At 69.7% G+C, this 25,100-nt stretch carries 22 protein-coding genes and 1 riboswitch; of the genes, 14 read left to right on the top strand and 8 right to left on the bottom strand.

Features of this window, described 5'->3' with window-relative positions; translation table 11 throughout:
- Positions 1-31: 31 nt before the first annotated feature.
- Positions 32-2,761, top strand: coding sequence for an RNA helicase (locus tag JOE30_RS14250; RefSeq protein ID WP_204870396.1), 2,730 nt, complete (start codon positions 32-34; stop codon positions 2,759-2,761).
- A 49-nt stretch (positions 2,762-2,810) separates the two neighbouring features.
- Positions 2,811-3,494, top strand: a complete 684-nt coding sequence (locus JOE30_RS14245; protein WP_204867418.1) for a DUF4333 domain-containing protein — start codon at positions 2,811-2,813, stop codon at positions 3,492-3,494.
- Between the two features lies 1 nt (position 3,495).
- Here the strand turns inward: JOE30_RS14245 and JOE30_RS14240 are convergent, their stop codons facing one another.
- Positions 3,496-4,458, bottom strand: a complete 963-nt coding sequence (locus JOE30_RS14240; protein WP_204867416.1) for a 5'-3' exonuclease — start codon at positions 4,456-4,458, stop codon at positions 3,496-3,498.
- A 42-nt stretch (positions 4,459-4,500) separates the two neighbouring features.
- Here JOE30_RS14240 and JOE30_RS14235 point away from each other — a divergent pair, with 42 nt between their 5' ends.
- From JOE30_RS14235 to JOE30_RS14225, 3 genes are all read left to right on the top strand, one after another.
- Complete coding sequence (locus JOE30_RS14235; RefSeq protein ID WP_204867414.1) at positions 4,501-5,625, top strand: Xaa-Pro peptidase family protein; 1,125 nt, start codon at positions 4,501-4,503, stop codon at positions 5,623-5,625.
- A complete protein-coding gene (locus tag JOE30_RS14230; RefSeq protein ID WP_204867412.1) occupies positions 5,622-6,380 on the top strand; it encodes a maleylpyruvate isomerase family mycothiol-dependent enzyme in 759 nt (252 codons plus the stop codon). The genes JOE30_RS14235 and JOE30_RS14230 overlap by 4 nt, the downstream gene beginning before the upstream one ends.
- Before the next feature lie 89 nt (positions 6,381-6,469).
- Complete coding sequence (locus JOE30_RS14225) at positions 6,470-6,667, top strand: LuxR C-terminal-related transcriptional regulator (protein WP_204867411.1); 198 nt, start codon at positions 6,470-6,472, stop codon at positions 6,665-6,667.
- Between the two features lie 54 nt (positions 6,668-6,721).
- Here the strand turns inward: JOE30_RS14225 and JOE30_RS14220 are convergent, their stop codons facing one another.
- Positions 6,722-7,123 carry a PPOX class F420-dependent oxidoreductase gene (locus JOE30_RS14220; RefSeq protein WP_204867410.1) on the bottom strand — a complete coding sequence of 134 codons (402 nt, stop codon included), beginning with the start codon at positions 7,121-7,123 and terminating at the stop codon, positions 6,722-6,724.
- Between the two features lie 32 nt (positions 7,124-7,155).
- Here JOE30_RS14220 and JOE30_RS14215 point away from each other — a divergent pair, with 32 nt between their 5' ends.
- Genes JOE30_RS14215 through JOE30_RS14200 form a run of 4 tightly spaced genes read left to right on the top strand, consistent with a single transcriptional unit; the run spans position 7,156 to position 10,732 of the window.
- Positions 7,156-7,938, top strand: a complete 783-nt coding sequence (locus JOE30_RS14215; protein ID WP_307806181.1) for an SDR family NAD(P)-dependent oxidoreductase — start codon at positions 7,156-7,158, stop codon at positions 7,936-7,938.
- The gene (gene cbiE, locus JOE30_RS14210; protein ID WP_204867409.1) at positions 7,935-9,161 is read left to right on the top strand and encodes a precorrin-6y C5,15-methyltransferase (decarboxylating) subunit CbiE; all 1,227 of its coding nucleotides are present in this window, start codon (positions 7,935-7,937) and stop codon (positions 9,159-9,161) included. Before JOE30_RS14215 ends, cbiE begins: the two co-directional genes overlap by 4 nt.
- Positions 9,158-9,907 carry a precorrin-4 C(11)-methyltransferase gene (cobM, locus tag JOE30_RS14205; protein ID WP_204867408.1) on the top strand — a complete coding sequence of 250 codons (750 nt, stop codon included), beginning with the start codon at positions 9,158-9,160 and terminating at the stop codon, positions 9,905-9,907. Before cbiE ends, cobM begins: the two co-directional genes overlap by 4 nt.
- A gap of 27 nt (positions 9,908-9,934) precedes the next feature.
- Complete coding sequence (locus tag JOE30_RS14200; protein ID WP_204867407.1) at positions 9,935-10,732, top strand: cobalt-precorrin-6A reductase; 798 nt, start codon at positions 9,935-9,937, stop codon at positions 10,730-10,732.
- On the opposite strand, the gene cobJ is transcribed toward JOE30_RS14200, so the two are convergent.
- Complete coding sequence (gene cobJ / locus JOE30_RS14195) at positions 10,661-12,187, bottom strand: precorrin-3B C(17)-methyltransferase (RefSeq protein ID WP_204867406.1); 1,527 nt, start codon at positions 12,185-12,187, stop codon at positions 10,661-10,663. The two genes, JOE30_RS14200 and cobJ, sit on opposite strands and share 72 nt — an antisense overlap.
- Positions 12,184-12,810, bottom strand: coding sequence for a precorrin-8X methylmutase (locus JOE30_RS14190; RefSeq protein ID WP_056444549.1), 627 nt, complete (start codon positions 12,808-12,810; stop codon positions 12,184-12,186). Before JOE30_RS14190 ends, cobJ begins: the two co-directional genes overlap by 4 nt.
- A 183-nt stretch (positions 12,811-12,993) precedes the next feature.
- On the opposite strand from JOE30_RS14190, the gene JOE30_RS21540 reads away from it, so the two are divergent.
- Positions 12,994-13,122: a hypothetical protein gene (locus tag JOE30_RS21540; protein WP_275581302.1), complete on the top strand. Its 129-nt coding sequence runs from the start codon at positions 12,994-12,996 to the stop codon at positions 13,120-13,122.
- Positions 13,123-13,137: 15 nt separating this feature from the next.
- Here JOE30_RS21540 and cobG read toward each other — a convergent pair whose 3' ends face one another.
- Positions 13,138-14,271 carry a precorrin-3B synthase gene (cobG, locus tag JOE30_RS14185; RefSeq protein ID WP_204867404.1) on the bottom strand — a complete coding sequence of 378 codons (1,134 nt, stop codon included), beginning with the start codon at positions 14,269-14,271 and terminating at the stop codon, positions 13,138-13,140.
- Positions 14,272-14,311: 40 nt separating this feature from the next.
- Positions 14,312-14,376: riboswitch (cobalamin riboswitch) on the top strand.
- Positions 14,377-14,434: 58 nt separating this feature from the next.
- Here cobG and cobN point away from each other — a divergent pair.
- From cobN to JOE30_RS14170, 3 genes are all read left to right on the top strand, one after another.
- Entirely contained in the window at positions 14,435-18,043 is a 3,609-nt protein-coding gene (gene cobN / locus JOE30_RS14180; protein ID WP_204867402.1) for a cobaltochelatase subunit CobN, read from the top strand.
- Between the two features lie 19 nt (positions 18,044-18,062).
- Positions 18,063-18,443, top strand: a complete 381-nt coding sequence (locus JOE30_RS14175; protein ID WP_204867401.1) for a PPOX class F420-dependent oxidoreductase — start codon at positions 18,063-18,065, stop codon at positions 18,441-18,443.
- Between the two features lie 265 nt (positions 18,444-18,708).
- The gene (locus tag JOE30_RS14170; protein WP_204867400.1) at positions 18,709-20,133 is read left to right on the top strand and encodes an HNH endonuclease signature motif containing protein; all 1,425 of its coding nucleotides are present in this window, start codon (positions 18,709-18,711) and stop codon (positions 20,131-20,133) included.
- A gap of 5 nt (positions 20,134-20,138) precedes the next feature.
- Here JOE30_RS14170 and JOE30_RS14165 read toward each other — a convergent pair whose 3' ends face one another.
- The 3 genes from JOE30_RS14165 to JOE30_RS14155 are packed head-to-tail and all read right to left on the bottom strand — an operon-like array spanning position 20,139 to position 23,834.
- Complete coding sequence (locus JOE30_RS14165; protein WP_204867399.1) at positions 20,139-21,533, bottom strand: metallopeptidase TldD-related protein; 1,395 nt, start codon at positions 21,531-21,533, stop codon at positions 20,139-20,141.
- Positions 21,530-23,056, bottom strand: a complete 1,527-nt coding sequence (locus tag JOE30_RS14160) for a TldD/PmbA family protein (RefSeq protein ID WP_204867398.1) — start codon at positions 23,054-23,056, stop codon at positions 21,530-21,532. The genes JOE30_RS14165 and JOE30_RS14160 overlap by 4 nt, the downstream gene beginning before the upstream one ends.
- 10 nt (positions 23,057-23,066) lie before the next feature.
- Complete coding sequence (locus JOE30_RS14155) at positions 23,067-23,834, bottom strand: TSUP family transporter (protein WP_204867397.1); 768 nt, start codon at positions 23,832-23,834, stop codon at positions 23,067-23,069.
- Between the two features lie 43 nt (positions 23,835-23,877).
- Here JOE30_RS14155 and JOE30_RS14150 point away from each other — a divergent pair, with 43 nt between their 5' ends.
- Positions 23,878-25,092, top strand: a complete 1,215-nt coding sequence (locus JOE30_RS14150; RefSeq protein WP_204867395.1) for a sensor histidine kinase — start codon at positions 23,878-23,880, stop codon at positions 25,090-25,092.
- Positions 25,093-25,100: the final 8 nt, after the last annotated feature.

The raw sequence follows: 25,100 nt of genomic DNA, 5'->3' as shown, positions 1-25,100 counted from the left end.
GCAGAACATCGGCGACATCCGGACTCGACTCGTGGACGGGCCGAAGCTGACAGAGTTCGCGGCGTCGCTTCCGTTCCCGCTCGATCCCTTCCAGATCCGTGCGTGCTCGGCCCTCGAGGACGGGCACGGCGTTCTGGTGTGTGCGCCGACCGGAGCCGGCAAGACCGTCGTCGGCGAGTTCGCCGTCCACCTCGCTCTCACCAGCGGCGCGAAGTGTTTCTACACCACCCCCATCAAGGCGCTGAGCAACCAGAAGTACGCCGAGCTCGTCGCGCGCTACGGCAAGGGCTACGTCGGCCTGCTGACCGGTGACCAGAGCATCAACTCGGACGCACCCATCGTCATCATGACCACCGAGGTGCTCCGCAACATGCTGTACGCGGAATCGCCTGCGCTGCGCGGACTCTCACATGTGGTGATGGACGAGGTGCACTACCTCGCCGACCGGTTCCGCGGCGCCGTGTGGGAGGAGGTCATCCTGCACCTGTCCGAGGACGTCCGCCTCGTCAGCCTGTCGGCGACGGTGAGCAACGCCGAGGAGTTCGGCGCCTGGATGGAAACGGTGCGCGGCAACACCACCGTCGTCGTCGACGAGACCCGCCCGGTTCCGCTGTGGCAACACATCCTCGTCGGTCGTCGCCTGTTCGACCTCTTCGACGTCGAGGCGAACAACGGTGCTCCGGGCGGCGTGGTCGTGGACAAGAACCTCGTCCGGTACGTCAAGGAGCGAGTGCAGGCCGAGCGGATGGGCGCCTGGGAGGCCCCGCGCGGCCGTGGCCCGCGGTCAGGTCGGTCCGGCGGCCGCCCCGGCCGTCCGGAGTCTCGTCCGATCCCGCGGCCCGACGTCATCAAACTCCTCGACGAGGAGGGGCTGCTCCCCGCCATCACGTTCATCTTCAGCCGCGCCGGATGCGACGGCGCGGTCGATCAGTGCCTGCGGTCGGGGCTGCGGCTGACCTCCGAGGAGCAGGCGCGCGAGATCACCGAGGTCGTCGAACGCCACACCGCCGAGATCCCGCGCAGCGACCTCGAGGTGCTCGGCTACTGGGAGTGGCGCGACGCGCTCGAGCGGGGTATCGCCGCGCACCACGCCGGAATGCTGCCCGTGTTCCGGCACACGGTCGAGGAGCTGTTCGTCCGCGGTCTGGTCCGCGCCGTCTTCGCGACGGAGACCCTCGCCCTCGGGATCAACATGCCGGCGCGGACGGTGGTGCTCGAGCGCCTCGTGAAGTTCAACGGTGAGGCGCACGCCAACCTGTCGGCGGGGGAGTACACGCAGCTCACCGGCCGCGCCGGTCGCCGCGGTATCGATGTCGAGGGCCATGCGGTCGTGCTGTGGCAGTCCGGCGTCGAGCCGACCGAGGTGGCCGGGTTGGCCTCCACCCGCACGTTCCCCCTGCGGAGTTCGTTCCGCCCGTCGTACAACATGGCGGTGAACCTGGTCGACCGGATGGGTGTCGACGCGTCGAGGATGCTGCTCGAACGGTCGTTCGCGCAGTACCAGGCCGATGCTTCCGTCGTCGGCTTGGTGCGCGGTATCGAGAAGAACGCCGTGGCCAGGCGCGAGTTGCTCGGCAAGTTGGGCGGCGAGGACTCGCCCTACGTCGAGTACACCGCCCTGCGCGCGCGGCTCAAGGAACGCGAACGTGAGCTCGAACGCCAGGGCCGCACGGATCGTCGCAACGATGCGGTCACGTCGCTGGTGTCGCTGCGGCGCGGCGACGTCATCTCCATCCCGTCCGGTCGACGCTCGGGACTGGCTGTCGTCCTGGAGACGGACGCGAACTCGGTGGATCCGCGGCCGCTGGTGCTCACCGAGGACAAGTGGGCGGGGCGCGTGTCGTCGGCCGACTTTCCCACACCGGTGTCGGCTCTCGGGCACATGCGCCTTCCCCGCCACGTCGATCACCGCACGGCGCAGACCCGTCGAGATCTGGCGTCCGCGCTCCGGGGAACGGGGATCAGCGCGCCGGGCCGGGGTCGGCGCCGGCAGTCGTCGGCAGGCGACGATCGCGAACTCGGCGTGCTGCGCCGCGCAGTCCGCTCGCACCCGTGCCACACCTGGCCGGATCGTGAGCACCTCGCCCGGCTGGCCGAGAAGTACAGCCGGCTCGAACGTGACACCGAGGCGATGAAGCAGAAGGTCGCCGCGACCACGAACTCGTTGGCCCGCACCTTCGACCGCATCCTGGCGCTGCTCACCGAGCGCGGCTACCTGGCAGCCGGTGCCGACGGCGAGGTCGCGGTCACCGAACGCGGAGCCAAGCTGGGACGTCTGTACTCGGAGTCGGACCTGCTGGTCGCCGAGTGCCTCGCCGAGGGAATTTGGCGCGGCCTCGGGCCGGCCGAGCTCGCCGCCGTGGTCTCGACCGTCGTGTACGAGTCGCGCCAGGAGGGGGAGAGCGCGGAGCAGGGTCCGACCGGAAACATCCGACACGCGTTGACCCGCACCGTCGCCGCGTGGCACGAGCTCCGCGCGGACGAGATCCGACTGAAGCTGCCTCCGACGCGGGAACCCGACACCGGGTTCGCGGTGGCCGTCTACAAGTGGGCCCGCAAGGAGTCGCTCGAAGACGTGCTGTTCGCAGCGGGTCAGCACGGCCGCGCCCTGTCCGGCGGAGACTTCGTGCGGTGGTGCCGCCAGGTCATCGATCTGCTCGACCAGATCCGCTCGGCGTCCCCCGACGACGAGGTCACCGCGACCGCCACGAAGGCGATCTCGGCGATACGGCGCGGAGTCGTCGCCGTCGATGCCGCATGATGGTCACCACAGTCACAGCAGTCACCACAGGCACCTACCGGAGGCGATGATGAGCGGCCCGTACAACCCCGACGACCGTTCCTCGGCCGGTGAGGACACGCCCACCAGCCAGTACCCGAGCGGGCAGCAGCCGGGGTACGACCAGCAGGCCTACGGTCAACAGCCGTACGGTCAACAGCCCTACGGTCAGCAGCCGGGGTACGACCAGCAGGCTTACGGCCAGCAACCCCAGTACGGTCAACAGCCCCAGTACGGTCAACAGCCCCAGTACGGCCAGCAGCCCTATGGCCAGCAGCCCCAGTACGGGCAGCAGCCTTATGGCCAACAGCCCTATGGCCAACAACCCCCGTACGGCCAACAGCCCTACGGTCAGCCGGGCTACCCGCAGGGCAACCAGCAGTGGAACGCCGCGCCGGCGCAGAAGCAGTCGAAGGTGCCGTTCATCGTCGGCGGGGTCGTCATCGCTGCGATCGTCGTGGCGGGTGGGATCTACGCGGCCACGTCGCTGGGCGGCGACACTCTGGACAACGCCGCGGTGCAGAGCGGAGTGGCCAAGATCGTGACCGAGTCCTACGGCGCGATCGACGTCTCCGCGGTGTCCTGCCCGTCGGGCCAGAAGGTGGAGGCGAACACGACCTTCTCCTGCGACCTGACGGTGGACGGTGAGGCTCGCTCGGTGACGGTGACCGTCAAGGACGACCAGGGCACCTACGAGGTCGGCCGGCCCCAGTAGATCACCGCGCCATCGCGGTGAGCAGACGGCCGACGGAGTTCTGCACGCCGAGCTCCTCGGCCAGTGCGGCGAGGCGTTCCGGATCGACGGGTTGGTGCGGCAGCACGTCGGGGCGCGAGAAGATGATGTCCGCATCGGTCACCACCCGTACCACCGGGAGTGCGGCGTCGATGTAGTCGCGGGAGCTCTGGATCTTCGCGCGCACCCCGGCCGACATCTCGGGATCGCCCGAGTCGGCGGCGTCGAGCAACGCCTCGAGGGAGCCGAACTTCTGCATGAGCGACGCCGCGGTCTTCTCCCCGACACCCTTGACCCCCGGCAGCCCGTCGGACGAATCACCGCGCAGCAGAGCAAGTTCCGCGTAGCCCGGCCCGGGCCGGTCCGACGGCACCCCGTACTTCTCGGCCACCTCCGCGGGGCCAAACAGCTCGGCTTTCGCCAGTCCGCGTCCCGCGTAGAGCACGCGCACCGGAACCGGATCGTCGGAGACGACCTGCAACAGGTCGCGGTCTCCGCTGACCACCACCACGGTGCCGTCGCGCTCGGTGGCGGCGAGCGTGCCCAACACGTCGTCCGCCTCGAGACCCTCCGCTCCGGCCGTCGCGATGCCCGCGGCCTCGAGAATCTCCAGGATCAGGTTCACCTGTGGACCCAGTGCGTCGGGTGCCTCCTCTGCGTCCGGGCCCGCGGCGGACTCGGTGAGCACCCGGTGCGCCTTGTAGGACGGCACCAGATCGACCCGGAAGGTAGGACGCCAGTCGAGGTCGAGGCACACGGCCAGTCGGGACGCACCCGTCCGCGTGATGAGGGACGCGACCATGTCGGTGAAACCACGCACCGCGTTCACCGGCCGACCGTCGGGCGCCGTCATCGATTCGGGCAACGCGTGGAAGGCCCGGAACCACAGGCTCGCCGCATCGAGGAGAAGTACCGTGTCTCTGCTCTCGGCCGTCATGCGCCACATCCTGCCGCATGTGGGCGGCACCGGAGTCGATAGCCTGGCGTCATGACGTCTCGGTTTCCCTCCTCCGTGTATCGCACCCGCCTCGACCGAGCGGCGGCTCTCGCCGCCGAGGCCGGTCTCGACGCGCTGCTGATCACGCCCGGACCCGACCTGCGCTACCTGCTCGGCTCGCGAGCCGAGTCGTTCGAGCGACTGACCTGCCTCGTCGTCCCGGCAGACGGCACGCCCGCATCGGTGGTGGTGCCTCGTATCGAGTTGGCGGCGCTGAAGGACTCGGCTGCGGCCGACCTCGGAATCGAGCTGCGAGACTGGGTCGACGGCGTGAATCCGCATCAGGCGGTCGCGGCGTTGCTTCCCGGCCCGGCCCGGACGGCTGTCACCGACGCCATGCCCGCCCTGCATCTCGTTCCGCTGACCGAGGCGCTCGGCGCGATGCCCGTCCTGGCGACGGCGGTCCTGCGCGAGCTCCGGATGACCAAGGACGACGCGGAGATCGGAGCGTTGCGCACGGCGGGCGCGGCCATCGACCGCGTCCACGCCCGTATGGGTGAGTTCCTCGCGGCTGGACGCACCGAAGCGCAGGTCGCCGCCGACATCTCGGCCGCGATCCTCGAGGAGGGGCACACCGAGGCGGCGTTCGTCATCGTCGGCTCCGGACCGCACGGCGCCGACCCGCACCACGAGGTGTCCGAGCGCGTCATCGAGGAGGGCGACGTCGTCGTCATCGACATCGGCGGCCCTGTCGAGCCGGGCTACAACTCGGACTCCACCCGGACCTACAGCATCGGCGAGCCGTCGGACTCGGTCGCTGCGACCGTGGCGGTCCTCGAGCGCGCGCAGCAGGCAGCCGTCGATGCAGTCCGTCCCGGAGTCACCGCGGAGACGATCGACGCCGCCGCGCGCGACATCCTGGTCGACGCCGGCTACGGCGACGTGTTCGTGCACCGCACCGGGCACGGCATCGGCCTCTCGGTGCACGAGGAGCCGTACATCGTGGCGGGCAACGACATTCCGCTCGAGGTGGGGATGGCCTTCAGCATCGAGCCGGGGGTGTACTTCACCGGCGAGTGGGGCGCCCGCATCGAGGACATCGTCATCGTGACCCCGGAGGGCTGCGAGTCGGTCAACACGCGCCCGCACGGTCTCACCGTGCTTCCGGTGCGATGAGCCTCGACCTCCTCGCCACACTGCGACGCGAGGGCGACCGCCTCGCGTCGATGCCTGTCGACGCCCTGACGGCTCCGGTACCCACCGTGCCGGGATGGACGCTCGAGCACGTGGTCCGACACACGGGCAAGGTCCACCGGTGGGCGAACGCGGTGATCCTCGCGGGCCCGGGTGCGGACACGGGCGCGGTGGCGAAGCAGCAGGTCGAGTCGTTGCCCAAGGGCCCCGAGTGTCTCCCTGCATACCGGTCGTCGCTGGCGGCGATGGTCGCCACGTTCGAGTCGGTGGATCTCGAGGCGGTCGTGGAGACGTTCGTCGGCGCACGCACGGCCGCGTGGTGGCTCCGACGGCAGGCACACGAGGTCGCCGTGCATCGCATCGACGCCGCCGACGCCGTGCGCGCCGCCGGCGGAGTGGCGCCCGAGGCGCTCGATCCCGATGCGGCCGCGGACGCCGTGGCCGAGCTGACGGAGGTGCAGTATCCGCACCGACTGCTTCTCGACCGCCTGACGCCCGAGTCGATCGGGCGCACCGTGCACGTGCACGGTACGGACGTGGACGACCTGGAGTGGACGTTCACACTCGGGGCCGAGGGCCTCACCAGTGCGCGCGGACACGCGAAAGCCGATGTGGCACTGCGAGGTACGGCAGCGCACCTGCTGCTGGTGCTCTGCCGTCGTCGACCACTCGACGTGCTCACCGTCTTCGGTGACACTTCGGTCGCGGAGTCACTGCTGGACGCGTCCCGCTTCTGACGTCAGGTCACGAGGCTGTTCAGCTGAGGGTGGGGTGTCACCACAGCCTCGGCCGACCAGACTAGGAGAACGCTCGCAGCATGTGCGGCGTGAACGCGATCATCCACACGGCGAGTGCAGTCACCAGCGCTTGTCCGATCCGGCCTGTGGTGATACCCGTGATCGGCGATCAGTTGCACCTCGCTGAAAGCTCCATCAAGACCCACGTCGCGTCGATTTTCCTTCGGCTCGACACAACCAATCGCGTGCAGGCCGCCATCGTTGCTCACCAACTCGGGCTGGTCTGACAGAGGTTGACACACCTGGTGGTGGCTCGTCCCGGACGGCCGCCGCCCGATCGCTCAGTCGCGCAACGACTGGGACCCCATCACCCTGGTGACGGTGATCTCGATGACCACCCGCTCCGGGTTCTCCCGCGGCGTGCGGTAGCGCTGGGCGTACCGGTTCTCCGCATCCCGTACGGCGTCGGGTGCGCGCAGGATGCGTGCCGGCCCCTCGAGGGTCAGCCATCGCGCCCCGTCGACCTGTGTCACGGCGCCGTAGCCGCCGCGCTCGGCGTTACGCACCTTCTGCGACCCGTCGCGTGTGATCACCCGCGCCACACCTGCCTCGGCATCCCACGTGAATCCGACCGCCACCACGTGCGGTGTGCCGTCCTGACGCTTCGTGGCCAGCGTTGCCAGATGACGCTCGGTGAGGAAGGTTCCGGCGTCGGCGTTCAGCGAGGAGGGGGTGGCGGGCATGACCGCCACGATAATCGAGGACACTGGACGCCGTGACCCACCCACCGGCCGGCCGTGACCTGACCACACCCGACCAGTCGAGCACCGGCATTCTGCTGCTCCTCGGTGGTCGCAGCGACATCGGTCTCGAGATCGCGGAGCGCCTCGCGCGCGGCCGCCACGTCGTCCTCGCCGCCCGGCGATCCGACGATCTGGTCGCCGAGTCGGAACGAGTGCGCGCGGCCGGCGCGACTCGGGTGACGACGCTGGAGTTCGACGCCGACGACCTCGCGTCGCACCACGGTCTCGTGACGTCGGTTCTGGCTCACGGGCCGATCGACACGGCAGTCCTGGCCTTCGGCATCCTCGGCGATCAAACGCGCGCCGAGACGGATGCGGCGCACGCGGTGGCCGTCGTCCACACTGACTACGTGGCGCAGGTGAGCATACTGACGCATCTCTCGACATCGTTGCGCGAGCAGGGATCCGGCCGGCTCGTCGTCTTCTCCTCCGTCGCCGGCGCTCGGGTCCGCCGCGCCAACTACGTCTACGGGTCGGCGAAGGCCGGCCTGGACGGTTTCGCGTCCGGTCTCGCCGACGCACTGCACGGGACCGGCGTGCGGTTGCTGCTGATCCGACCGGGTTTCGTCATCGGCCGGATGACCGAGGGGATGTCTCCCGCGCCGATGTCGAGCACACCCGGCCAGGTGGCCGACGCTGTGGTCCGCGCGCTGGGCTCACGGACAGACGTCGTGTGGGTGCCCGGCCGCCTGCGCCTGCTCGTCGCCGTCATGCGCGTCCTCCCGCGCCCGATCTGGCGTCGGATGCCGCGATGACCGGACTCGACCGCTCGTCGACGATCGACGTCGTGGGCGTGGGCGCCGACGGGTGGGCCGGGCTGTCGCCGACGTCACGCGACGCCGTCGAGTCCGCGGACGTCCTGTTCGGCTCCGAGCGTCAACTCGACGCTGTGCCGGGCACCGCGGCTCGGCGAATCGCGTGGCCCACCCCGATGCTGCCCGCTCTGGCCGGCCTGCTGGACGAGCATGCCGGCGCGCGGCGATGCGTGCTCGCCAGCGGTGACCCGATGTTCCACGGAATCGGGGTGACGTTGACGCGGTTGCTCGGTGCCGATGCCCTGCGCGTTCTCCCGCATCCCTCGTCGGCGTCGCTCGCGTGCGCCCGTCTCGGCTGGGCGCTCCACGACGTCGAGGTGGTGTCCCTGGTGAACAGGCCGATCGAGACCGTACTGCCCGCCCTGGCGCATCGACGACGCGTCCTGGTGCTCGCCGAGAACGAGAGCACCGCAGCGGAACTGGCGACTCTGCTGCTGCGCCGTGGCCTCGGCTCCAGCGCCATGTCCGTGCTCGAGCAACTCGGGGGACCGCGTGAGCGGGTGCGTGCGCTGCCCGTCACCGACTGGGTGGATGCGCGCGACGTCGACTCACTGAGCGTCGTCGCGCTCGAGGTGCGGGGCAACACCGTCTCGCGGGCACCCGGACTCGACGACGCCCTCTACGTGGGCGACGGTCAGCTGACCAAGCGTGAGGTCCGCGCGCTGACCCTCAGCGCCCTCGCACCATCACCGGGTGAACGTCTGTGGGACGTCGGCGGCGGGTCGGGAAGCATCGCGATCGAGTGGATGCGCACGCATCCGGCATGTTCCGCGATCGCGTTCGAACGCGTCGACTCCAGATCCGCCACCATCCGGACCAACGCTGTCGCCCTGGGGGTTCCGTCGCTCGTCGTCCGCGGGGCGGCACCCGATTCCTTCGTCGGTGCGCCCGAGCCCGACGCCGTGTTCGTCGGGGGCGGCGCGACACAACCCGGAGTGATGGACGCCTGCTGGGACGCACTGCCCGAGGGTGGACGGTTGGTGGCCAATGCCGTCACTGCCGAGTCGGAATCGCTTCTCCTGCAGTGGTATCAGCGGCACGGTGGTCTACTGCGACGACTGCAGGTGCACCGCGGCGAACCGCTCGGCGGATTCACCGGGTGGCGACCGCAGATGCCGGTGACGCAGTGGAGCGTTGCGAAGAACGAGAAGGAGACAGCGTGACCGTCAGATTCGTCGGCGCGGGACCCGGTGCGGCCGACCTCGTCACCGTCCGCGCAGCCCGCGTCATCGCGTCGAGCCCGGTCTGCCTGTACGCCGGGTCGTTGGTGCCGCACGAGCTGCTCGACACCTGCCCGGCGGACGCACGCGTCGTGAACACCGCTCGCATGACGCTCGACGCGATCGTCGACGAACTCGTCACCGCCTCGCGTGACGGTCTCGACGTCGCCCGCGTGCACTCCGGCGATCCGTCGCTGTACAGCGCCGTCGCCGAGCAGTCGCGACGACTCGACGCGGCGGGTGTGGACTACGAGATAGTGCCGGGTGTTCCGGCGTTCGCTGCGGCTGCGGCCGCCCTGGGCCGCGAACTCACCGTGCCCGGGATCTCGCAGAGCGTGGTGCTGACGCGCGTGTCGACGTTGTCGACCGCGATGCCCGACGGCGAGGATCTGCCCACGCTGGCGCGGAGCGGAGCGACGCTGGTCATTCATCTCGGCGCACGCCAGATCCACAGCATCACCGAGCAGCTCGTGCCGCACTACGGATCCGACTGTCCCGCAGCGGTGGTGGCCTTCGCCAGCCGCGCGGACGAGGTGATCGTGCGGGGCACCCTGGCGGATCTCGCGGACGCGACAGTGGCGGCGGGCATCGTGAAGACGGCGGTCGTGGTCGTGGGCCGCGTGCTGTCGGCCGAGGGCTTCCCGGACAGCTTCCTGTACTCCGCGGCCCGGCGACGGCTCGATCACTGACCGTCCGCGGCCGGTAAGGTCGCCCCAATGCATGTTCTGGTTCTCGGTGGCACGTCCGAAGCACGTCAGCTCGCGATCAAGCTGGACGGACTGCACGGCACCACCGTGACCTCCTCGCTCGCCGGCCGGGTGGCCGATCCCGTGCTCCCGGTGGGGGAGGTGCGGATCGGCGGCTTCGGTGGAGTGGACGGACTTCGCGAGTGGATCACGGAGCACGAGGTGACGCACGTCGTCGACGCCACGCATCCCTACGCAGCGACGATGACGGCGCACGCGGTCGAGGTCTGCACGGCCGTCGACGTGCCGCTGGTGCTGGTGCGTCGCGCGCCGTGGAGCCCGCTGGCCGAGGACGACTGGATCACGGTGCCGTCGATGGAGGCGGCAGCGCAGGCACTCACGGAGCGCCCAGCTCTCGCCCGCGTCCTCCTCACCATCGGCCGACAGGGCGTGCACCACTTCGCGTCCCTGGACGACCGGCAGTTCATCGTGCGGTGCATCGATCCGCCCGAGGGCGAGGTCCCCGCGCACTCGAGCATTCTGGAGTCACGCGGGCCGTTCGACCTCGAGGGCGAGCGCGAATTGTTGGACGAGCACCGCATCGACGTGGTGGTGAGCAAGAACAGCGGCGGCAAGCTCACGTCGGCCAAGCTGCAGGCCGCCCGCGAGCGCGGCATCCCCGTGATCATGGTCGAACGGCCGCCCGTTCAGGACGACGTCCCCGTGGTACCGACGGCCGACAAGTGCGTGACCTGGTTACTGAAGCGACGCACTCCCCGCGCCGCTCCCGACGCGGGCGATGGGATCGACGGTGTCGTAACGCCGTGACGTGAACACCCGCGGGCCGTCCGCGGTGTGATCGACCGTCGTGGTGGACGCTCCGACGATGAGCAGACAGCGCATGTCGATCGTGGCCGGGTCGAGATCCCCGAGCCGGACGACGGTCACCGATTCCTCGGGTCCCGAGACGTCGCGGCCCACGACGACCGGAGTGTCCGGACCGCGGTGCTCGAGCACGAGCGTCTTGAGCGCCTCCACCTGCCAGGTCCGCGAGCGCGAGGCCGGGTTGTAGACGGCGAACGCCATGTCGGCAGCCGCGACCGCGCGGATGCGGCGCTCGACCACGTCCCACGGCTTGAGACGATCGGACAGGGACAGGACGGCGTAGTCGTGGCCCAGGGGCGCGCCGACGCGGCTCGCGACCGCATTGGCGGCCGTGACCCCGGGGCAGACTCGCACGGGAACGTGGCGCCACCGGTCCTGCGCGGCCACCTCGAGAACCGCTGCAGCCATGGCGAACACGCCGGGATCGCCGGAGGACACGACGACGACTCGACCGCCACGAGACGCGAGGTCGAGTGCCATCTCGGCACGTTCCGATTCGACCCGGTTGTCGCTCGCGTGCCGACGCTGGCCCGCGCGGACCGGCACCCGGTCGATGTACGTGGTGTAGCCCACGAGATCGGTGGCGCGGAGCAGTTCGTCGCGCACCTCCGGCGTGGTCCACTCCGCGGAGCCTGGCCCGAGCCCGACGACGACCACCTCGCCCGACGCAGCGGTTTCGGTGACGACGTAGGACGGGCTCGAGACCACGGCGATGGAGAAGTAGGGCACGTCCGTCGCGTCGTCGGCGGCGAGAACGCGTTCGCCGGTGGTGCTCGCGCGCTCGACGTAGCGGGCGCGGTCGATCATGCCGCTGTCGCGCAAGGCTTCGCGCACAGCGGGATATGTGCGGCCCAGCTTGAGGATCGCGGCGGAGTCGGTGTCCTTGAGTCGCCGCGTGAGCTCGGCGCGGGGCAGGGTCCCCGGCAGGATCGTCAGGACCTCGTCGCCCTCGACGAGCGGTTCTCCGACTGCCGCGGACGCCGCACTGACCGACGTGACGCCGGGGATCACCTCGGTGTCGAAGCGGTGCGCCAGACGAACGTGCATGTGCTGGTACGAGCTGTAGAACATCGGGTCGCCGGCGGCCAGCAGCGCGACCGAGCGGCCGGCCTCGAGGTGTGCGGCGAGCCGCTCGGACGCCTCGACGTAGAAGTCGGCGAGCGCGCCGTCGTATCCGCCGGGGTGATCGGTGCCCTCGGTGGTCACCGGGTAGACCAGGTGCTCCTCGATCTGCCCCTCGCGCAGGTACGGCTCCGCGGTGCGGCGGGAGATGCTCTTGCCGTGCCGAGCGCTGTGGAAGGCGACGACGTCGGCGGCGGTGATGACCCGCGCGGCCTTGACCGTCACCAGCTCGGGATCACCCGGGCCGATTCCGACACCCCAGAGCTTGCCGCTCATTCTCGTTCCGTCGCAATGGCATTGACGGCGGCGGCGGCGATGGCGCTGCCACCGCGGCGGCCTAGCACGAGCAGATGGTCGAGTCCGAGACCGGAGGCGACGAGGTCGTCCTTCGACTCCGCGGCGCCGATGAAGCCGACGGGCCCACCCAGGATGGCGGACGGGCGCGGTGCGCCTTGCTGGATCAGCTCCATGAGCCGGAACAACGCGGTGGGTGCGTTGCCGATCGCGACGACGGCGCCGTCGAGATGGTCGACCCACAGATCCACCGCTGCCGCGGTTCTGGTGGTGCCGCGCTCGCGCGCCATCTCCGGGACGTCCGGTGCATTGAGGGTGCAGATCACCTCGTTGTCGGCCGGAAGCCGTCGACGAGTGATGCCGGACGCGACCATCGTGGCATCGCACAGCACCGGGGCTCCGGCGCGCAGTGCTGCACGACCCTTGGCCACGACGTCGGGCGTGGACGCGATCGACTGTGCGAGATTCACCTCGCCGCAGGCATGGATCATGCGCACGACGACCTGAGCCACATCGTCGGAGAAGGCCGACAGATCGGCTTCCTCGCGAATGGTCGCGAAAGAGCGCCGGTAGATCTCGTCGCCGTCGCGGATGTAGTCGTGCATGGCTCCACGATAGGGAGCGACGACGCGCCGTGGTCGGCCAGGGTCCGGGGTCGGGGCGCGGGGGAGACGCATCACGAATCGACACCGAATCGTGACGATCGGTTTGTTCCGGTCGCGCCGCGTGGTCCGTAACGTTACCGAGACGAACGACCACGGGGTCGTCAGCGAGAGCGGAGCCGAGCCATGTTTCCGAGCGATCTGTTCGACCTCGTCGGCCACTGGCTGGTCGACAACTACGCCTTCCCCGGACAACAGATTCTGACCATCGGTGCCGCGCTGTACTACCTGATCGTGTCCGCACCGGGTTCCTGATCGGGTGCCCGCGGCTCAGGAGCGCTGATAACCATCCTCGGTCGCGACCACGTCGGTGACCTCACCGCGGGGTCGGCCACATCGGCGCTCACACCCCACCCAGTGCTCGCGGCCGTCGCCCACCTCGCCGTTCTCCACGGCGGCGTCGAGATCGGCGCGCACGTCGGAGTGCGACTTCGCGCAGCCGGGGGAGCCGACGCACGAGCTCGCCCGCACCCACGGCGACTCCGCATCGAAGATCAGGCCCATCGGGGCCAACACGCGCACGACCTGCTCGGCGACGCCCTCGTCGAGATCGACGAGCACGATGCCGCGCCACGGCGTGACGTGGATCGGCCTCTCGACGGCCGCGAGGAAAAGTGCGGTGCGAGCCGGCAGCACGCCGTGAGCGAGGGCGGCACCGAGAGCGACGGTCGCGTCGTCCTGCACGAACCATCCGATGGGCGGATCCACCGACGTCTCGACGGTGACCTTCGGCTGGCCCCCGACGCCGTGATCGACGTGACCGAGCACGGCCTCCACGCCGTTCGGCATCTCCGCGATGCGCCAATGCCCCTGCCGCTCACGGCGGAATCCGCGCGCTGCGTCGAGCATCACCGCGACCGCGTCGGCCCGCGGGACTCGGACGCCGCTGTCGGCGCCCGCGAGGATGAGGGCGAAAGAGTCCTCGTCGACGGCGTGGACACCGATGTCGGCGCCGAAACCCGTCACGTCGCCGCGACCGTCGTCGACCGAGAAGAGCACCCGGCCCGGCAGCTCCGACAGTTCCGGATCACCGGTCAGCCGGGTGTCGAGGTCGGTTACCAGGTCGCGGACATCGGCCGTTCCGCCCAGACGACCCGACAGTGGCGACGCCAGAATGTTGCGAACCCGCTCGTGGGTCTCCGACGGCAGGAGTCCCGCGCCCGCGAGTCGGTCGGCCAGGTCGTCGGGATCGCGCACCGCCCGGAGCTGGATGTTCCCTCGGGAGGTGAGCACCAACTCGCCGTCCGACAAGTCCGTCGAGGCCGCCGCGAGCACACCCATCTGCTCGGCGGTGAGCACGCCGCCGGGAAGACGCACCCGAGCCAGCAGGCCGTCCTTCGCCTCGTGCAGCTGGAGAGCTCCGGGGCAGGCGTCCCGTCGGCTCCTGTCCCCTGCATCACTCATGCAGTCCAGGCTACGACGTACGATCACTGCGAAGCACCCCGGAAGCCGGTGAGACTCCGGCGCGGTCGCGCCACTGTGACTCCAGCGTCTCTGGAGAAGTCAGACCTGGGGTGCACACCGACGCCGACGGGGCGCGAAAACCCCAGGGAAAGGCTCCACCATCGTGATTCTGCTGCTCTCGACGTCCGACACCGACCTGCTGAGCGCGCGTGCTTCCGGCGCCGAGTACCGCTGGGCCAACCCGTCCCGCATCCTCGTCGACGCCGACCTACCGGCGCTCATGGACGGCGTCGACCTGGTGGTCGTGCGCATCCTCGGCGGGCGCCGGATGTGGGAGAGCGGTATCGACGCCGTGCTCCGCGGCCCCGTTCCGGTGGTCATGCTGGGCGGCGAGCAGGCTCCCGATGCCGAGTTGATGGAACTGTCGACGGTTCCGGCCAACGTCGCTGCGCAGGCACACCAGTACCTGGCCGAGGGCGGCGCGGACAACCTCGAGCAGCTCGCCTACTTCCTGTCCGACACGGTGCTGCTGACGGGCCACGGGTTCGCCCCGCCCGCCCATCTCCCCACCTGGGGTGTGCTGCGCACCCGTTCGCGCACGTCGTCCTCGGAACCCACGATCGCCGTCCTGTACTACCGAGCCCAGCACCTCGCGGGCAACGTCGACTACATCCATGCGCTGTGCGACGCCATCGAGGCGAAGGGCGCCCGCGCGCTCCCGATCTACTGTGCGTCGCTGCGCAGCGCGGAACCCGAACTGCTCGAGGCGTTGCGTGAGGCCGACTCCATGGTGGTCACCGTGCTCGCGGCCGGTGGAACGCGCCCGGCCAATGTCGGTGCCGGTGGCGACGACGAGGCCTGGGACGTCGCCGAGCTCGCCGCACTCGACGTGCCGATCCTGCAGGGCCTGTGCCTCACCAGCTCCCGCGCCATGTGGGACGCGAACGACGACGGCATGTCGCCGCTGGACGTCGCGACCCAGGTCGCGGTGCCCGAGTTCGACGGTCGCATCATCACCGTTCCGTTCTCGTTCAAGGAGATCGACGCGGACGGCCTCAGCACGTACGTGCCGGACCACGAGCGGTGCGCACGCGTCGCCGGCATCGCGGTGCGCCACGCGCGGTTGCGGCGCATCCCTGCCGCGGACAAGCGCATCGCGCTGATGCTGTCCGCCTACCCGACCAAGCACGCCCGCATCGGCAACGCCGTCGGACTGGACACCCCGGCGTCGGCGATCGGTCTACTGACGCGAATGCGCGAACTGGGCTACGACATCGGACCCGTCGACGGCGACGACGCGGTGCCCGGCCTCGCCGCGCAGGACGGCGACGCTCTCATCCACGCGCTCATCGCCGCGGGCGGGCAGGATGCCGACTGGCTCACCGCCGAACAGCTCGAGGGCAACCCCATCCGCATCTCCGCCGCGCGCTACCGGCGTTGGTTCGACACGCTGCCCGAGGACCTGCGTTCCGGCGTCGTCGAGCACTGGGGCGAGGCGCCGGGCGAGCTGTACGTCGATCGTTCGGCGGATCCGGAGGGCGAGATCGTCATCGCCGCACTGCGTTTCTCGAACGTCGTCCTCATGGTGCAGCCGCCTCGTGGGTTCGGCGAGAACCCCGTGGCGATCTACCACGATCCGGATCTGCCCCCCAGCCACCACTACCTCGCCGCCTACCGCTGGCTCGCGGCACCGGAGGAGGACGGCGGTTTCGCCGCCGACGCCGTCGTGCACCTGGGCAAGCACGGCAACCTCGAATGGTTGCCCGGAAAGACTCTCGGCATGTCCGCCTCGTGCGGCACGGACGCCGCGCTGGGCGATCTGCCCTTGATCTACCCGTTCCTGGTCAACGACCCGGGTGAGGGGACGCAGGCCAAGCGCCGCGCGCACGCGACTCTCGTCGACCACCTCATCCCGCCGATGGCCCGCGCCGAGAGCTACGGCGACATCACCCGCCTCGAGCAGTTGCTCGACGAACACTCGAACATCTCGACGCTCGACCCGGCCAAGTTGCCCGCGATCCGTCAGCAGATCTGGACACTGATGACCGCGGCGCAGATGCACAAGGACCTCGGCCTGGAGGAACGCCCCGACGAGGAGGTGTTCGACGACATGCTGCTGCACGTCGACGGCTGGCTGTGCGAGATCAAGGACGTGCAGATCCGCGACGGGCTCCACGTTCTCGGTCAGGCTCCGCGCGGCGAGGCGGAGGTCGACCTCGTCCTGGCCATGCTGCGGGCCCGTCAGATGTGGGGCGGGGAGCGCACGGTTCCGGGTCTGCGGGAAGCGTTGGGTCTCAGCGAGGACGGCGACGAGGCTCGGACGTCGGTCGATGCCGTCGAGGAGCAGGCACGAGGTCTCGTCGCGGCACTACACCGCGCCGACTGGTCGGTGGACGCCGTCGACGGCATCGCCGCGGGTCTGCCCGACACGGTCGCCGAGATCCTCCGCTTCGCGGCCACCGAGGTGGTTCCCCGACTGCGCGGGACCGACCAGGAGATCGACCGCGTGCTGCACGCGCTGAACGGCGGATTCATCCCGGCAGGTCCCAGCGGGTCGCCGCTGCGTGGACTCATCAACGTGCTGCCGACCGGCCGCAACTTCTACTCGGTCGATCCCAAGGCGGTGCCGTCGCGGCTCGCGTGGGAGACCGGCCAGGCGATGGCCGAGTCGCTGGTGGCCCGCTACCTGCAGGATCACGGCGAGTACCCGCGCTCTGTCGGGTTGTCGGTGTGGGGAACCAGCGCCATGCGCACCTCGGGTGACGACGTGGCCGAGGTGTTCGCTCTGCTCGGTGTGTTGCCCGTGTGGGACGAGGCGTCGCGCCGCGTCACGCATCTCGAACCGATCGCTCTGGACGAGCTGAAACGGCCGCGTATCGACGTGACGGTCCGCATCTCCGGCTTCTTCCGCGACGCGTTCCCGCACGTGCTCGCGATGATGGACGACGCCGTCCGCATGGTCGCGGGCTTGGACGAGACCGACGAGCAGAACTACGTGCGCGCGCACGCACAGGCCGATCTCGAGGAGCACGGCGACGACCGCCGAGCCACCACCCGCATCTTCGGATCCAAGCCCGGCACGTACGGCGCCGGACTGCTGCAGCTGATCGACAGCAAGAGCTGGCGCAGTGACGAGGACCTGGCGCAGGTCTACACGACGTGGGGCGGCTTCGCGTACGGCCGCGGACTGAACGGCGTCCCGGCGGCGGACGACATGCGATCGTCCTACCGGCGCATCGCGGTCGCCGCGAAGAACACCGACACCCGCGAGCACGACATCGCCGACTCCGACGACTACTTCCAGTATCACGGCGGCATGGTGGCGACCGTGCGCGCGCTCACCGGCACGTCCCCCGAGGCGTACATCGGTGACAGCACCCGCCCGGAGTCGGTGCGCACCCGCACGCTGCACGAGGAGACGTCCCGCGTGTTCCGTGCGCGCGTCGTCAACCCGCGCTGGATGGACGCGATGCGGCGGCACGGATACAAGGGCGCGTTCGAGATGGCCGCGACGGTCGACTACCTGTTCGGGTACGACGCCACCACGGGAGTCGTGCAGGACTGGATGTACGAGAAGCTCACGCAGGAGTACGTCCTCGACGAGACCAACCGCAAGTTCATGTCGACGTCCAATCCCTGGGCGCTGCACGGTATCTCCGAGCGACTGCTCGAAGCCGTGGAACGCGGCATGTGGGCGGAACCGGACCCGGCGGTGCTCGCCGATCTCCGTGCGGCCTACCTCGAGAGCGAAGGCGAGCTCGAGGGCGACTGACCGGCCTATCCTGTCTCGTATGAGCAACCCGTTCGGTGACGTCGGCACCGCGAAGTACGTCCTCCTGACCACGTTCACCAAGGACGGCACCCCCAAGCCGACACCCATCTGGGCGGCGCTCGACGGCGACCGGCTCCTCATGTGGACGCAGCGGGAGTCGTGGAAGGTCAAGCGGATCCGCAACACGCCGCGCGTCACGGTCGCGACCTGCGACCGGAGCGGAAACAACGCCGGCCCCGCCATGGACTGTGTCGCCGAGGTGCTCGACGACGCGGGCACCGCGCGTACCCGCGACGTGGTGATCGACAAGTACGGCATCACCGGCCGTATCGCGGTGACGATGAGCTCGCTCTTCAAAGGCAAGAGCAGCACCGTCGGTCTGGCGCTCCGCGCGGCCTGATTCCCGCAGCAGCTGTCGAGTAGACCTCACCGAACGTCTGCCGGTTCAGGCGCTCCCGCTGACACTCCATGTTCCCGGAGGAGTTGCACCGTCAGCGAGAACGTGGAACGTCCTCGAGAAGCTGTGCGGCCCTATTCGAACATGCGTTCGAGTTTCTGTCGGTGAGGTGGGTTAGTGTCTGTTCAGGTCGTCGGGGGGCGGCCTGATCGGGACATCACCGGGGGGTGAATTCGTGTACGACACAGCGGTTTCGACGGATGTGTTGGTGTCGGCGAAAGTCGAGGCCCAGGCCTCGTTCGCCCGCACCGTCGCCGCGTCGTGCTCCTACGTTCACGAGGAATCCCGGCGTCCCGCGGTGCTAGGTCCGGGTGGGGTGTTCGACGCCGATGCCGCCGAAGCGTGCGCTGTTGCCGAGGTCGCCTCGGCGCTGTCAGTGTCCACCGGGACTGTCACCGAGTGGCTGTTTCTGATTCGTACTGCTCGCCCTGCTGTGCAGGGAGCATTCGATGCGGGCCGGTTGGCGTACGCGGCGTTCCGGACGGTGTGCCGGTCGCTGGCCAGGGTCCCGAATGCAACCGAAGCGTTGCTGCAGCGGGTGATTGCTGCCGCATCGAGGTGCACTCCGGGTGCGGTGGCGTCGGCGATCGACCGGATCCTCGCCGACTTCGACGCCGACTGGCACCGGGTCGTCCGGGAGCGGGCGGCATCGGAGCGGTCGGCGACGGTGCGGAAACGTCCTCGGGATCAGGCTGAGTTGACGGTGCGTGGTCCGGCGGAGCAGGTCGCGGCCGTGTGGCGGGCGATCGTGTCGGCGGCGCATGGGGTGTGCGCGACGGATCCGCGGCCGCTGTCCGCGCGGTTGTTCGATGCGGCTCACGCGGTGCTCACCGGCGGAGTTGTCGGGTGTGAGTGTGCTGATCAGGACTGCGAACGGCGGGTACCGGTCACCCGTCCCGACACCACTGCGGTGATCGTGCTCGATGCGGCCACGGCGGCGGGGTTGGCGGGGGAACCCGGTCACCTCGTCGGCTGGGGACCTGTCCCGGCCGATGTGGCCCGCACGATCGCCGGAGATGCGACCTGGCAAGCACTCATCACCGCAGCGAGAGTTCCTGCACCGCGGGCGGGATGCAGTTGCCCATGCCCACAGCACGACGCACCGATAGACACCGAACCGCCCGACCCGCCGGTGCCGATCGAAGAGCGAGAAGTTCGCCGCACCCGCCGCATGCCGCCGGGCTGGACGCCTACCTCCGGGAACGTCCGCAGCGCACACGCCAGAAAGGTGAGGGAGCAGGTCGAGTACCTCCGCACGCTCCCGCCATCAGCGTTGGACCGTGCCGTCGAGAACCCCGACGGCCACGGCGGATTCGCCGTGCCCCCGGCCGGGGCATTGGCTTACCGGCCATCCGAGGCGGTTGCAGCGCTGGTGACAGCGCTGTATCCGACGTGCGTTCACCCGGGGTGCGCGGTGCCCAGTGAGGACTGCGACCTCGACCACGTCGTCCCGTTCGATCACACCGACCCACGGAGGGGCGGCTGGACCGTCACGGGCAACCTCGAACCGCTGTGCCGCCGGCACCACGGACTGAAAACCCGCCGGCAGTGGCACTATCGCATGCTCCGCGACGGCATCGTCCACATCCGTGACTCCCACGGCACCGACTACCTCACCGCACCCGGCGAATGAGCGGACTACTGGGCCGCACTCACGGACGACATGTGGAAGTCCGGGACCCGCAACGGCGGCATCGCCGCGCGCGTGAACCAGTCCGACCACTCACGCGGCAGGGTGGGCACCGTCGTGCCCGCCTCCGTCGCGCGGCGCAGGATGTCGAGCGGGCTCTCGTTGAACCGGAAGTTGTTCACGGCAGCGGTCACTCGGCCGTCCTCGACCAGATAGACGCCGTCCCGCGTCAACCCGGTGAGGAGCATCGTCGTGGGGTCCACCTCGCGGATGTACCAGAGTGTCGTCAGCAACAGTCCGCGTTCGGTGCGCGCGACGAGGTCGTCGACCGAACCGCCGGCGCCGCCCACCATGACGAGGTTGTCACCGGGCACAGTGGGTGTGGCCCCGAATTCTGCTGCGGCGGAACGCGGGTAGGCAAGGGAGGTGATCGCACCGTCGCGGATCCAGTCGGTGCGGCCTGCGTCCATTCCGTTGTCGAACACCGACACCGCGTCGCTCGAGGATCCGGTGACCACGAACGGGGCGTACTCGAGGCCGTTCTCGGACGGGTCGGAGTACAGCGTGAGACCGAGGTGTCCGAGCACCTCACCGATGCGGGTGCCGCCGCCGGGAGCGGACAGGGCCGTGCGGCCCTCCTGCGCGCCACGGCCGTCCATCGACCACAGCAGATCGATCATCAGATCGGCGACCGCGGACGGCGGAAGAATCGTCTCGTAGCGTCCCGCGGGCAGGTCGACGGTCCGGGCGGACCAGTCGAGCCGACGCGTCAGTTCGGCCAGAGACGCATCGAGATCGACGTCGCGGAAGTCTCGGGTACCGGTGCCCACCCAGGCACTGGCACCGCCCGAGAGACCACCCCTCTTAGCGTTGATCTCGAGCGACCCGACAGGTTCGACGACGCGCCGCCGCACCCCGGTGGACGTGCCCAGCCACACGGTGCGGACCGTGTGATGCGCGAAGCCGTACAACGCATCGGCTCCGTCAAATCCCCGCGCCAGGCCCGGTACCACGGAGTCGAACACGTCGATCCCTGTGCGGAGCGGGACGTCGCCCCAGCCGGAGTCCGGAGTCGCGGCACCCTCGACGAGGGGCATCGCGTCGGTCGCGGGTTGACCTGCACGAGCGGCGTCCTCGGCCGCGGTCACGACGCCGGCGACGTCCTCGGGGTCCATGCTCGTGGACGAGACCGTTCCCACCCGTGCCGCCGCGCCGTCCCGCACGATCGAGACGACGGTCCAGGACCTCGAGTCACCCACGCCGTTGGTGGTCATCGAGTTTCCGGCCCACCGCAGGGATGCCTCCGAGATGTCGGCGACGATCACGACGGTGTCCGAGACGGTGGCGTACGACAGCGCACGCTCCACCAGATCATGGCCGCCGAGGGGAGTGCTGACGCTCACTGACCCGCCTCCGTTCGTGTGTTGAGGACATTGACCGAACGGAAGAGGGCAGCAGGGCAGCCGTGCGACACCGCCGCCACCTGACCGGGCTGGGCCTTGCCGCAATTGAACGCGCCGCCCAGACGCCACGTCGACGGTCCGCCCACCGCCTCCATCGAGCCCCAGAAATCGGTGGTCGTCGCCTGGTACGCCAGGTCTCGGACCTGACCGGCGAGAGCGCCGTTCTCGATGCGGAAGAAGCGCTGGCCGGTGAACTGGAAGTTGTAGCGCTGCATGTCGATCGACCACGACTTGTCGCCCACCACGTACACGCCGTGCTCGACGTCGGCGATGAGATCGTCGACGCTGCGATCGACGTGCGGGTCCGGTTGCAGCGAGACGTTGGCCATCCGCTGGATCGGGACGTGATGGGGCGAGTCCGCGTACGAGCACCCGTTCGACCGGTCGAGCCCGAGGCGGGGCGCGAACACCCTGTCGAGCTGGTAGCCGACGAGGACACCGTCACGCACCAGATCCCACGACTGCGACGCCACGCCATCGTCGTCCCACCCGATGCTGGACAACCCGTGTCGTTCGGTGCGGTCGGCGGTCACGTGCATCGACTCACTGCCGTAGCGCAGCGTGCCGAGCTGGTCGGGCGTCGCGAAGGACGTTCCGGCGTAGGCGGCCTCGTAGCCGATGGCTCGGTCGTACTCCGTGGCGTGGCCGATGGACTCGTGGATGGTGAGCCACAGGTTGGTCGGGTCGATCACCAGATCGGTGAGACCCGGCTCCACGCCGGGGGCCTTCGTCTTCTCGGCGAGCCAGTCCGGGATGCGCGAGAGTTCGTCGTCCCAGTCCCACAGTCCGTCGGCACCGGTCCCGTCGGAGGTCAGGTACTCCCAGCCGCGTCCCGTCGGGGGAGCGAGGGTGCGCATCGAGTCGAAGCCACCCGACGCGGAGTCGACGGAGACAGCGTCGATCTGCGGGTGGAGTCGCACCCGTTGCTGCGTGATGCGCGACCCGGCGAGGTCGGCGTAGAACGTCTGCTCCTTGACCTGCAGCACGGAGGCACCCACGTGGTCGACGCCGTCCGAGGCCAGCAGGCGGCCGGAGTACTCGCCCAGCAGATCGACCTTGTCGGTGGTGGGGACGTCGAAGGGATCGATCTCGTAGTCCGACACCCACGACACGTTCTCGTACACCGGCTCGGAGGCGAGCACGACGGGATCCCGGTTCAGGTCGCGCAATGCCTGTGCGACGAGCACGGCGCGCGAGGTGACGGAGACGGCTTCGTCCACCGACAGCACCGCTCCGGACGCGAAGCCCCAGGTTCCGTCGACGATCACCCGGACCGCGAGGCCCAGCGTCGTCGCCTCGACACTCGACTGCACCTCGCCGTCGCGGAGAGCGAGCGACTGCGTCCGCAGTCGATGCACCCGCAGATCCGCATGCGTGGCACCGGACGCACGTGCCGCTGTCAGCGCCGCGTCCGCGAGCGCGTGCAGTGGCAGGGCGACGAAATCGCTGTCGACGTCTCTCACATCGGTGACGCTAGCCGAACTGTTGCCACCCGAGTCGGATGACGAGCGCGAACACCACCACCAGCAACACGATGCGCACGAACCCGGCGCCCCGCGAGATCGCCATGCGTGAGCCGACCAGCGAGCCCGCGACGTTCGCGACGGCCATGGCGAGGCCGAGCAACCACAGGACGTCGTCGGTCGCCGAGAAGTACAGGAGGGCGCCGATGTTGGATCCCAGGTTCAGCACCTTCGCCATCGCCGCGCTGCGCACGAACTCGGTGCCGAGCAGGGTGGCGAACGTGATGATGAGGAAGGTTCCGGTGCCCGGACCGAGGATGCCGTCGTAGAACCCGATGGCGACGGCGGCCACCACCACCACGATGGTGATGCGGCGCCGCGTCGGCGGATCACCCATCACGACGCCGACGGTGGGGCGCAGCGTCACCAGCACCGCGACGCCGACCAGCACCACCAGCACGATGGGAATGAAGAGGTCCTTGTCGATGAGGCTGACGATGGCGGCGCCGAACGCCGCGCCGACCGCGGCCACCACTCCGGCGGGAGCGAGGAGCCGCCAGTTCATCGGGACCTTGCGGGAGAAGGTCAGCACGGCGGCGGTGGTGCCGGCGACGGAGGCCAGCTTGTTGGTGGCCAGCACCGTCTGCTGGGTCGTGGCCGCCGGTGTGACCAACAGGAGCGCGGGCAGCAGGATGAGCCCGCCGCCACCGACCACGGCGTCCACCCAGCCCGCCGCCAGCGCGGCAGCCAGCAACACCGACCAGTCACCAGCACCCATGGCGGACATTCGATCACAGCTCCCGCGCTACGCTTCGACCACGATGCGCCGATTCAGCGAATGGCTCCGCCACCGTCCGTTCGCGGTCGACTGTGCGCTGGCGGTGTCACTCTTCCTCATCGAGCTCACGGCCGTCGCTGCCGTGCAGCAGCCCCTCGTCTACGTGGCGATGGCCGTCGCCGTGTCCACGCCGATCGCCTGGCGCCGCCGCTACCCGGTGGCCGCCGCCTGGACGGCGCTCGCACTCGGCCAGGTCGCGACTCTGATGGTGTGGGCATCGGAGGAACCGCGCACGCTGCCACCCGGGCAGCTCGGCTTCGTGGTGATGCTCTACACGTTGGCCGTGTACACCGACCGGCGCACGACCCTGCTGTTCGCGCTGGGCCTCGCGGCCGACATCGTGGTCGTGCGACTCGTGCTCGGGTCCGACTGGACCTCCACCATCTTCTTCGTTCTGCTCTACGCCCTGGCCTACATCACGGCGGAGTTCCTCGGGACTCGCCGGGCCTACGTCGCCGAGGTCAGCGCACGGCTCGCCGTCGCCGAATCCGATCGTGACCGACGCGCCGTCGAGGCGGTGTCCGCCGAGCGCACCCGCATCGCCCGCGAGCTGCACGACGTGGTGGCCCACGCGGTGAGCGTCATGATCGTGCAGGCGGACGGGGCGTCCTACGCACTGCGGTCGGACCCGGACCGGGCCGCGGCGGCACTCGCGAACATCTCCGCGACCGGCCGCACCGCACTCACCGAGCTCCGACGCACCGTGTCGCTGTTGCGGACCGACGAGTCGTCCGAGTCCCACCCCGAGTACGGCACCGCGGCGCTCGCCAAGATCGTGGAGTTGATGCGCGCCGCCGGGCTGCGGGTGTCCATCGAGCAGACGGGCGAACTCGACGACCTGCCGCCGGCGGTGTCGCTCGGGGTGCACAGGCTCGTGCAGGAATCGCTCACCAACGTGCTGCGCCACGGCGGCGAGCGGCCCCGAGCCGTGGTGGCAGTGCGCCGCGAACCGTCCGCGGTGACGGTGTCGGTGATCAACTCCTCGGACGACACCGGCCCGGCCGTCGACATCCACACCGATGCGGCCGCTCCCACCACCGGCGGTTTCGGCGTCATCGGCATGCGCGAACGTGTCGCCGTGCTGGGCGGGGAACTTCGAGCCGGTCCACTGCCGGACGGCCGGTGGCGCGTGGCGGCGACGCTGCCCCTCGAACTGAAGGCCGCGCTGGGCGTCGACCAGGACCACCCGGACCGCTAGGTTGTCTC

The sequence above is a fragment of the Rhodococcus sp. PvP016 genome (assembly GCF_017832185.1).
GTDB lineage: Bacteria > Actinomycetota > Actinomycetes > Mycobacteriales > Mycobacteriaceae > Rhodococcoides.
The sequence above is the reverse complement of the archived record's forward strand: the minus strand, read 5'-3'. Positions and strand labels throughout refer to the sequence as shown.

What these genes read in the sequence shown, in the direction of transcription:
- JOE30_RS14230 (WP_204867412.1), top strand. Translation starts at nt 5,622, where the DNA reads ATGAGCCTCGACCTCCTCGCCACACTGCGACGCGAGGGCGACCGCCTC.
- cobJ (WP_204867406.1), bottom strand. Translation starts at nt 12,187, where the DNA reads ATGAGCGGCAAGCTCTGGGGTGTCGGAATCGGCCCGGGTGATCCCGAG.
- JOE30_RS14155 (WP_204867397.1), bottom strand. Translation starts at nt 23,834, where the DNA reads ATGGGTGCTGGTGACTGGTCGGTGTTGCTGGCTGCCGCGCTGGCGGCG.
- cobG (WP_204867404.1), bottom strand. Translation starts at nt 14,271, where the DNA reads ATGAGTGATGCAGGGGACAGGAGCCGACGGGACGCCTGCCCCGGAGCT.
- JOE30_RS14245 (WP_204867418.1), top strand. Translation starts at nt 2,811, where the DNA reads ATGAGCGGCCCGTACAACCCCGACGACCGTTCCTCGGCCGGTGAGGAC.
- JOE30_RS14240 (WP_204867416.1), bottom strand. Translation starts at nt 4,458, where the DNA reads ATGTGGCGCATGACGGCCGAGAGCAGAGACACGGTACTTCTCCTCGAT.
- JOE30_RS14175 (WP_204867401.1), top strand. Translation starts at nt 18,063, where the DNA reads ATGAGCAACCCGTTCGGTGACGTCGGCACCGCGAAGTACGTCCTCCTG.
- JOE30_RS14235 (WP_204867414.1), top strand. Translation starts at nt 4,501, where the DNA reads ATGACGTCTCGGTTTCCCTCCTCCGTGTATCGCACCCGCCTCGACCGA.
- cbiE (WP_204867409.1), top strand. Translation starts at nt 7,935, where the DNA reads ATGACCGGACTCGACCGCTCGTCGACGATCGACGTCGTGGGCGTGGGC.
- JOE30_RS14150 (WP_204867395.1), top strand. Translation starts at nt 23,878, where the DNA reads ATGCGCCGATTCAGCGAATGGCTCCGCCACCGTCCGTTCGCGGTCGAC.
- JOE30_RS14190 (WP_056444549.1), bottom strand. Translation starts at nt 12,810, where the DNA reads ATGCACGACTACATCCGCGACGGCGACGAGATCTACCGGCGCTCTTTC.
- JOE30_RS14200 (WP_204867407.1), top strand. Translation starts at nt 9,935, where the DNA reads ATGCATGTTCTGGTTCTCGGTGGCACGTCCGAAGCACGTCAGCTCGCG.
- JOE30_RS14220 (WP_204867410.1), bottom strand. Translation starts at nt 7,123, where the DNA reads ATGCCCGCCACCCCCTCCTCGCTGAACGCCGACGCCGGAACCTTCCTC.
- JOE30_RS21540 (WP_275581302.1), top strand. Translation starts at nt 12,994, where the DNA reads ATGTTTCCGAGCGATCTGTTCGACCTCGTCGGCCACTGGCTGGTCGAC.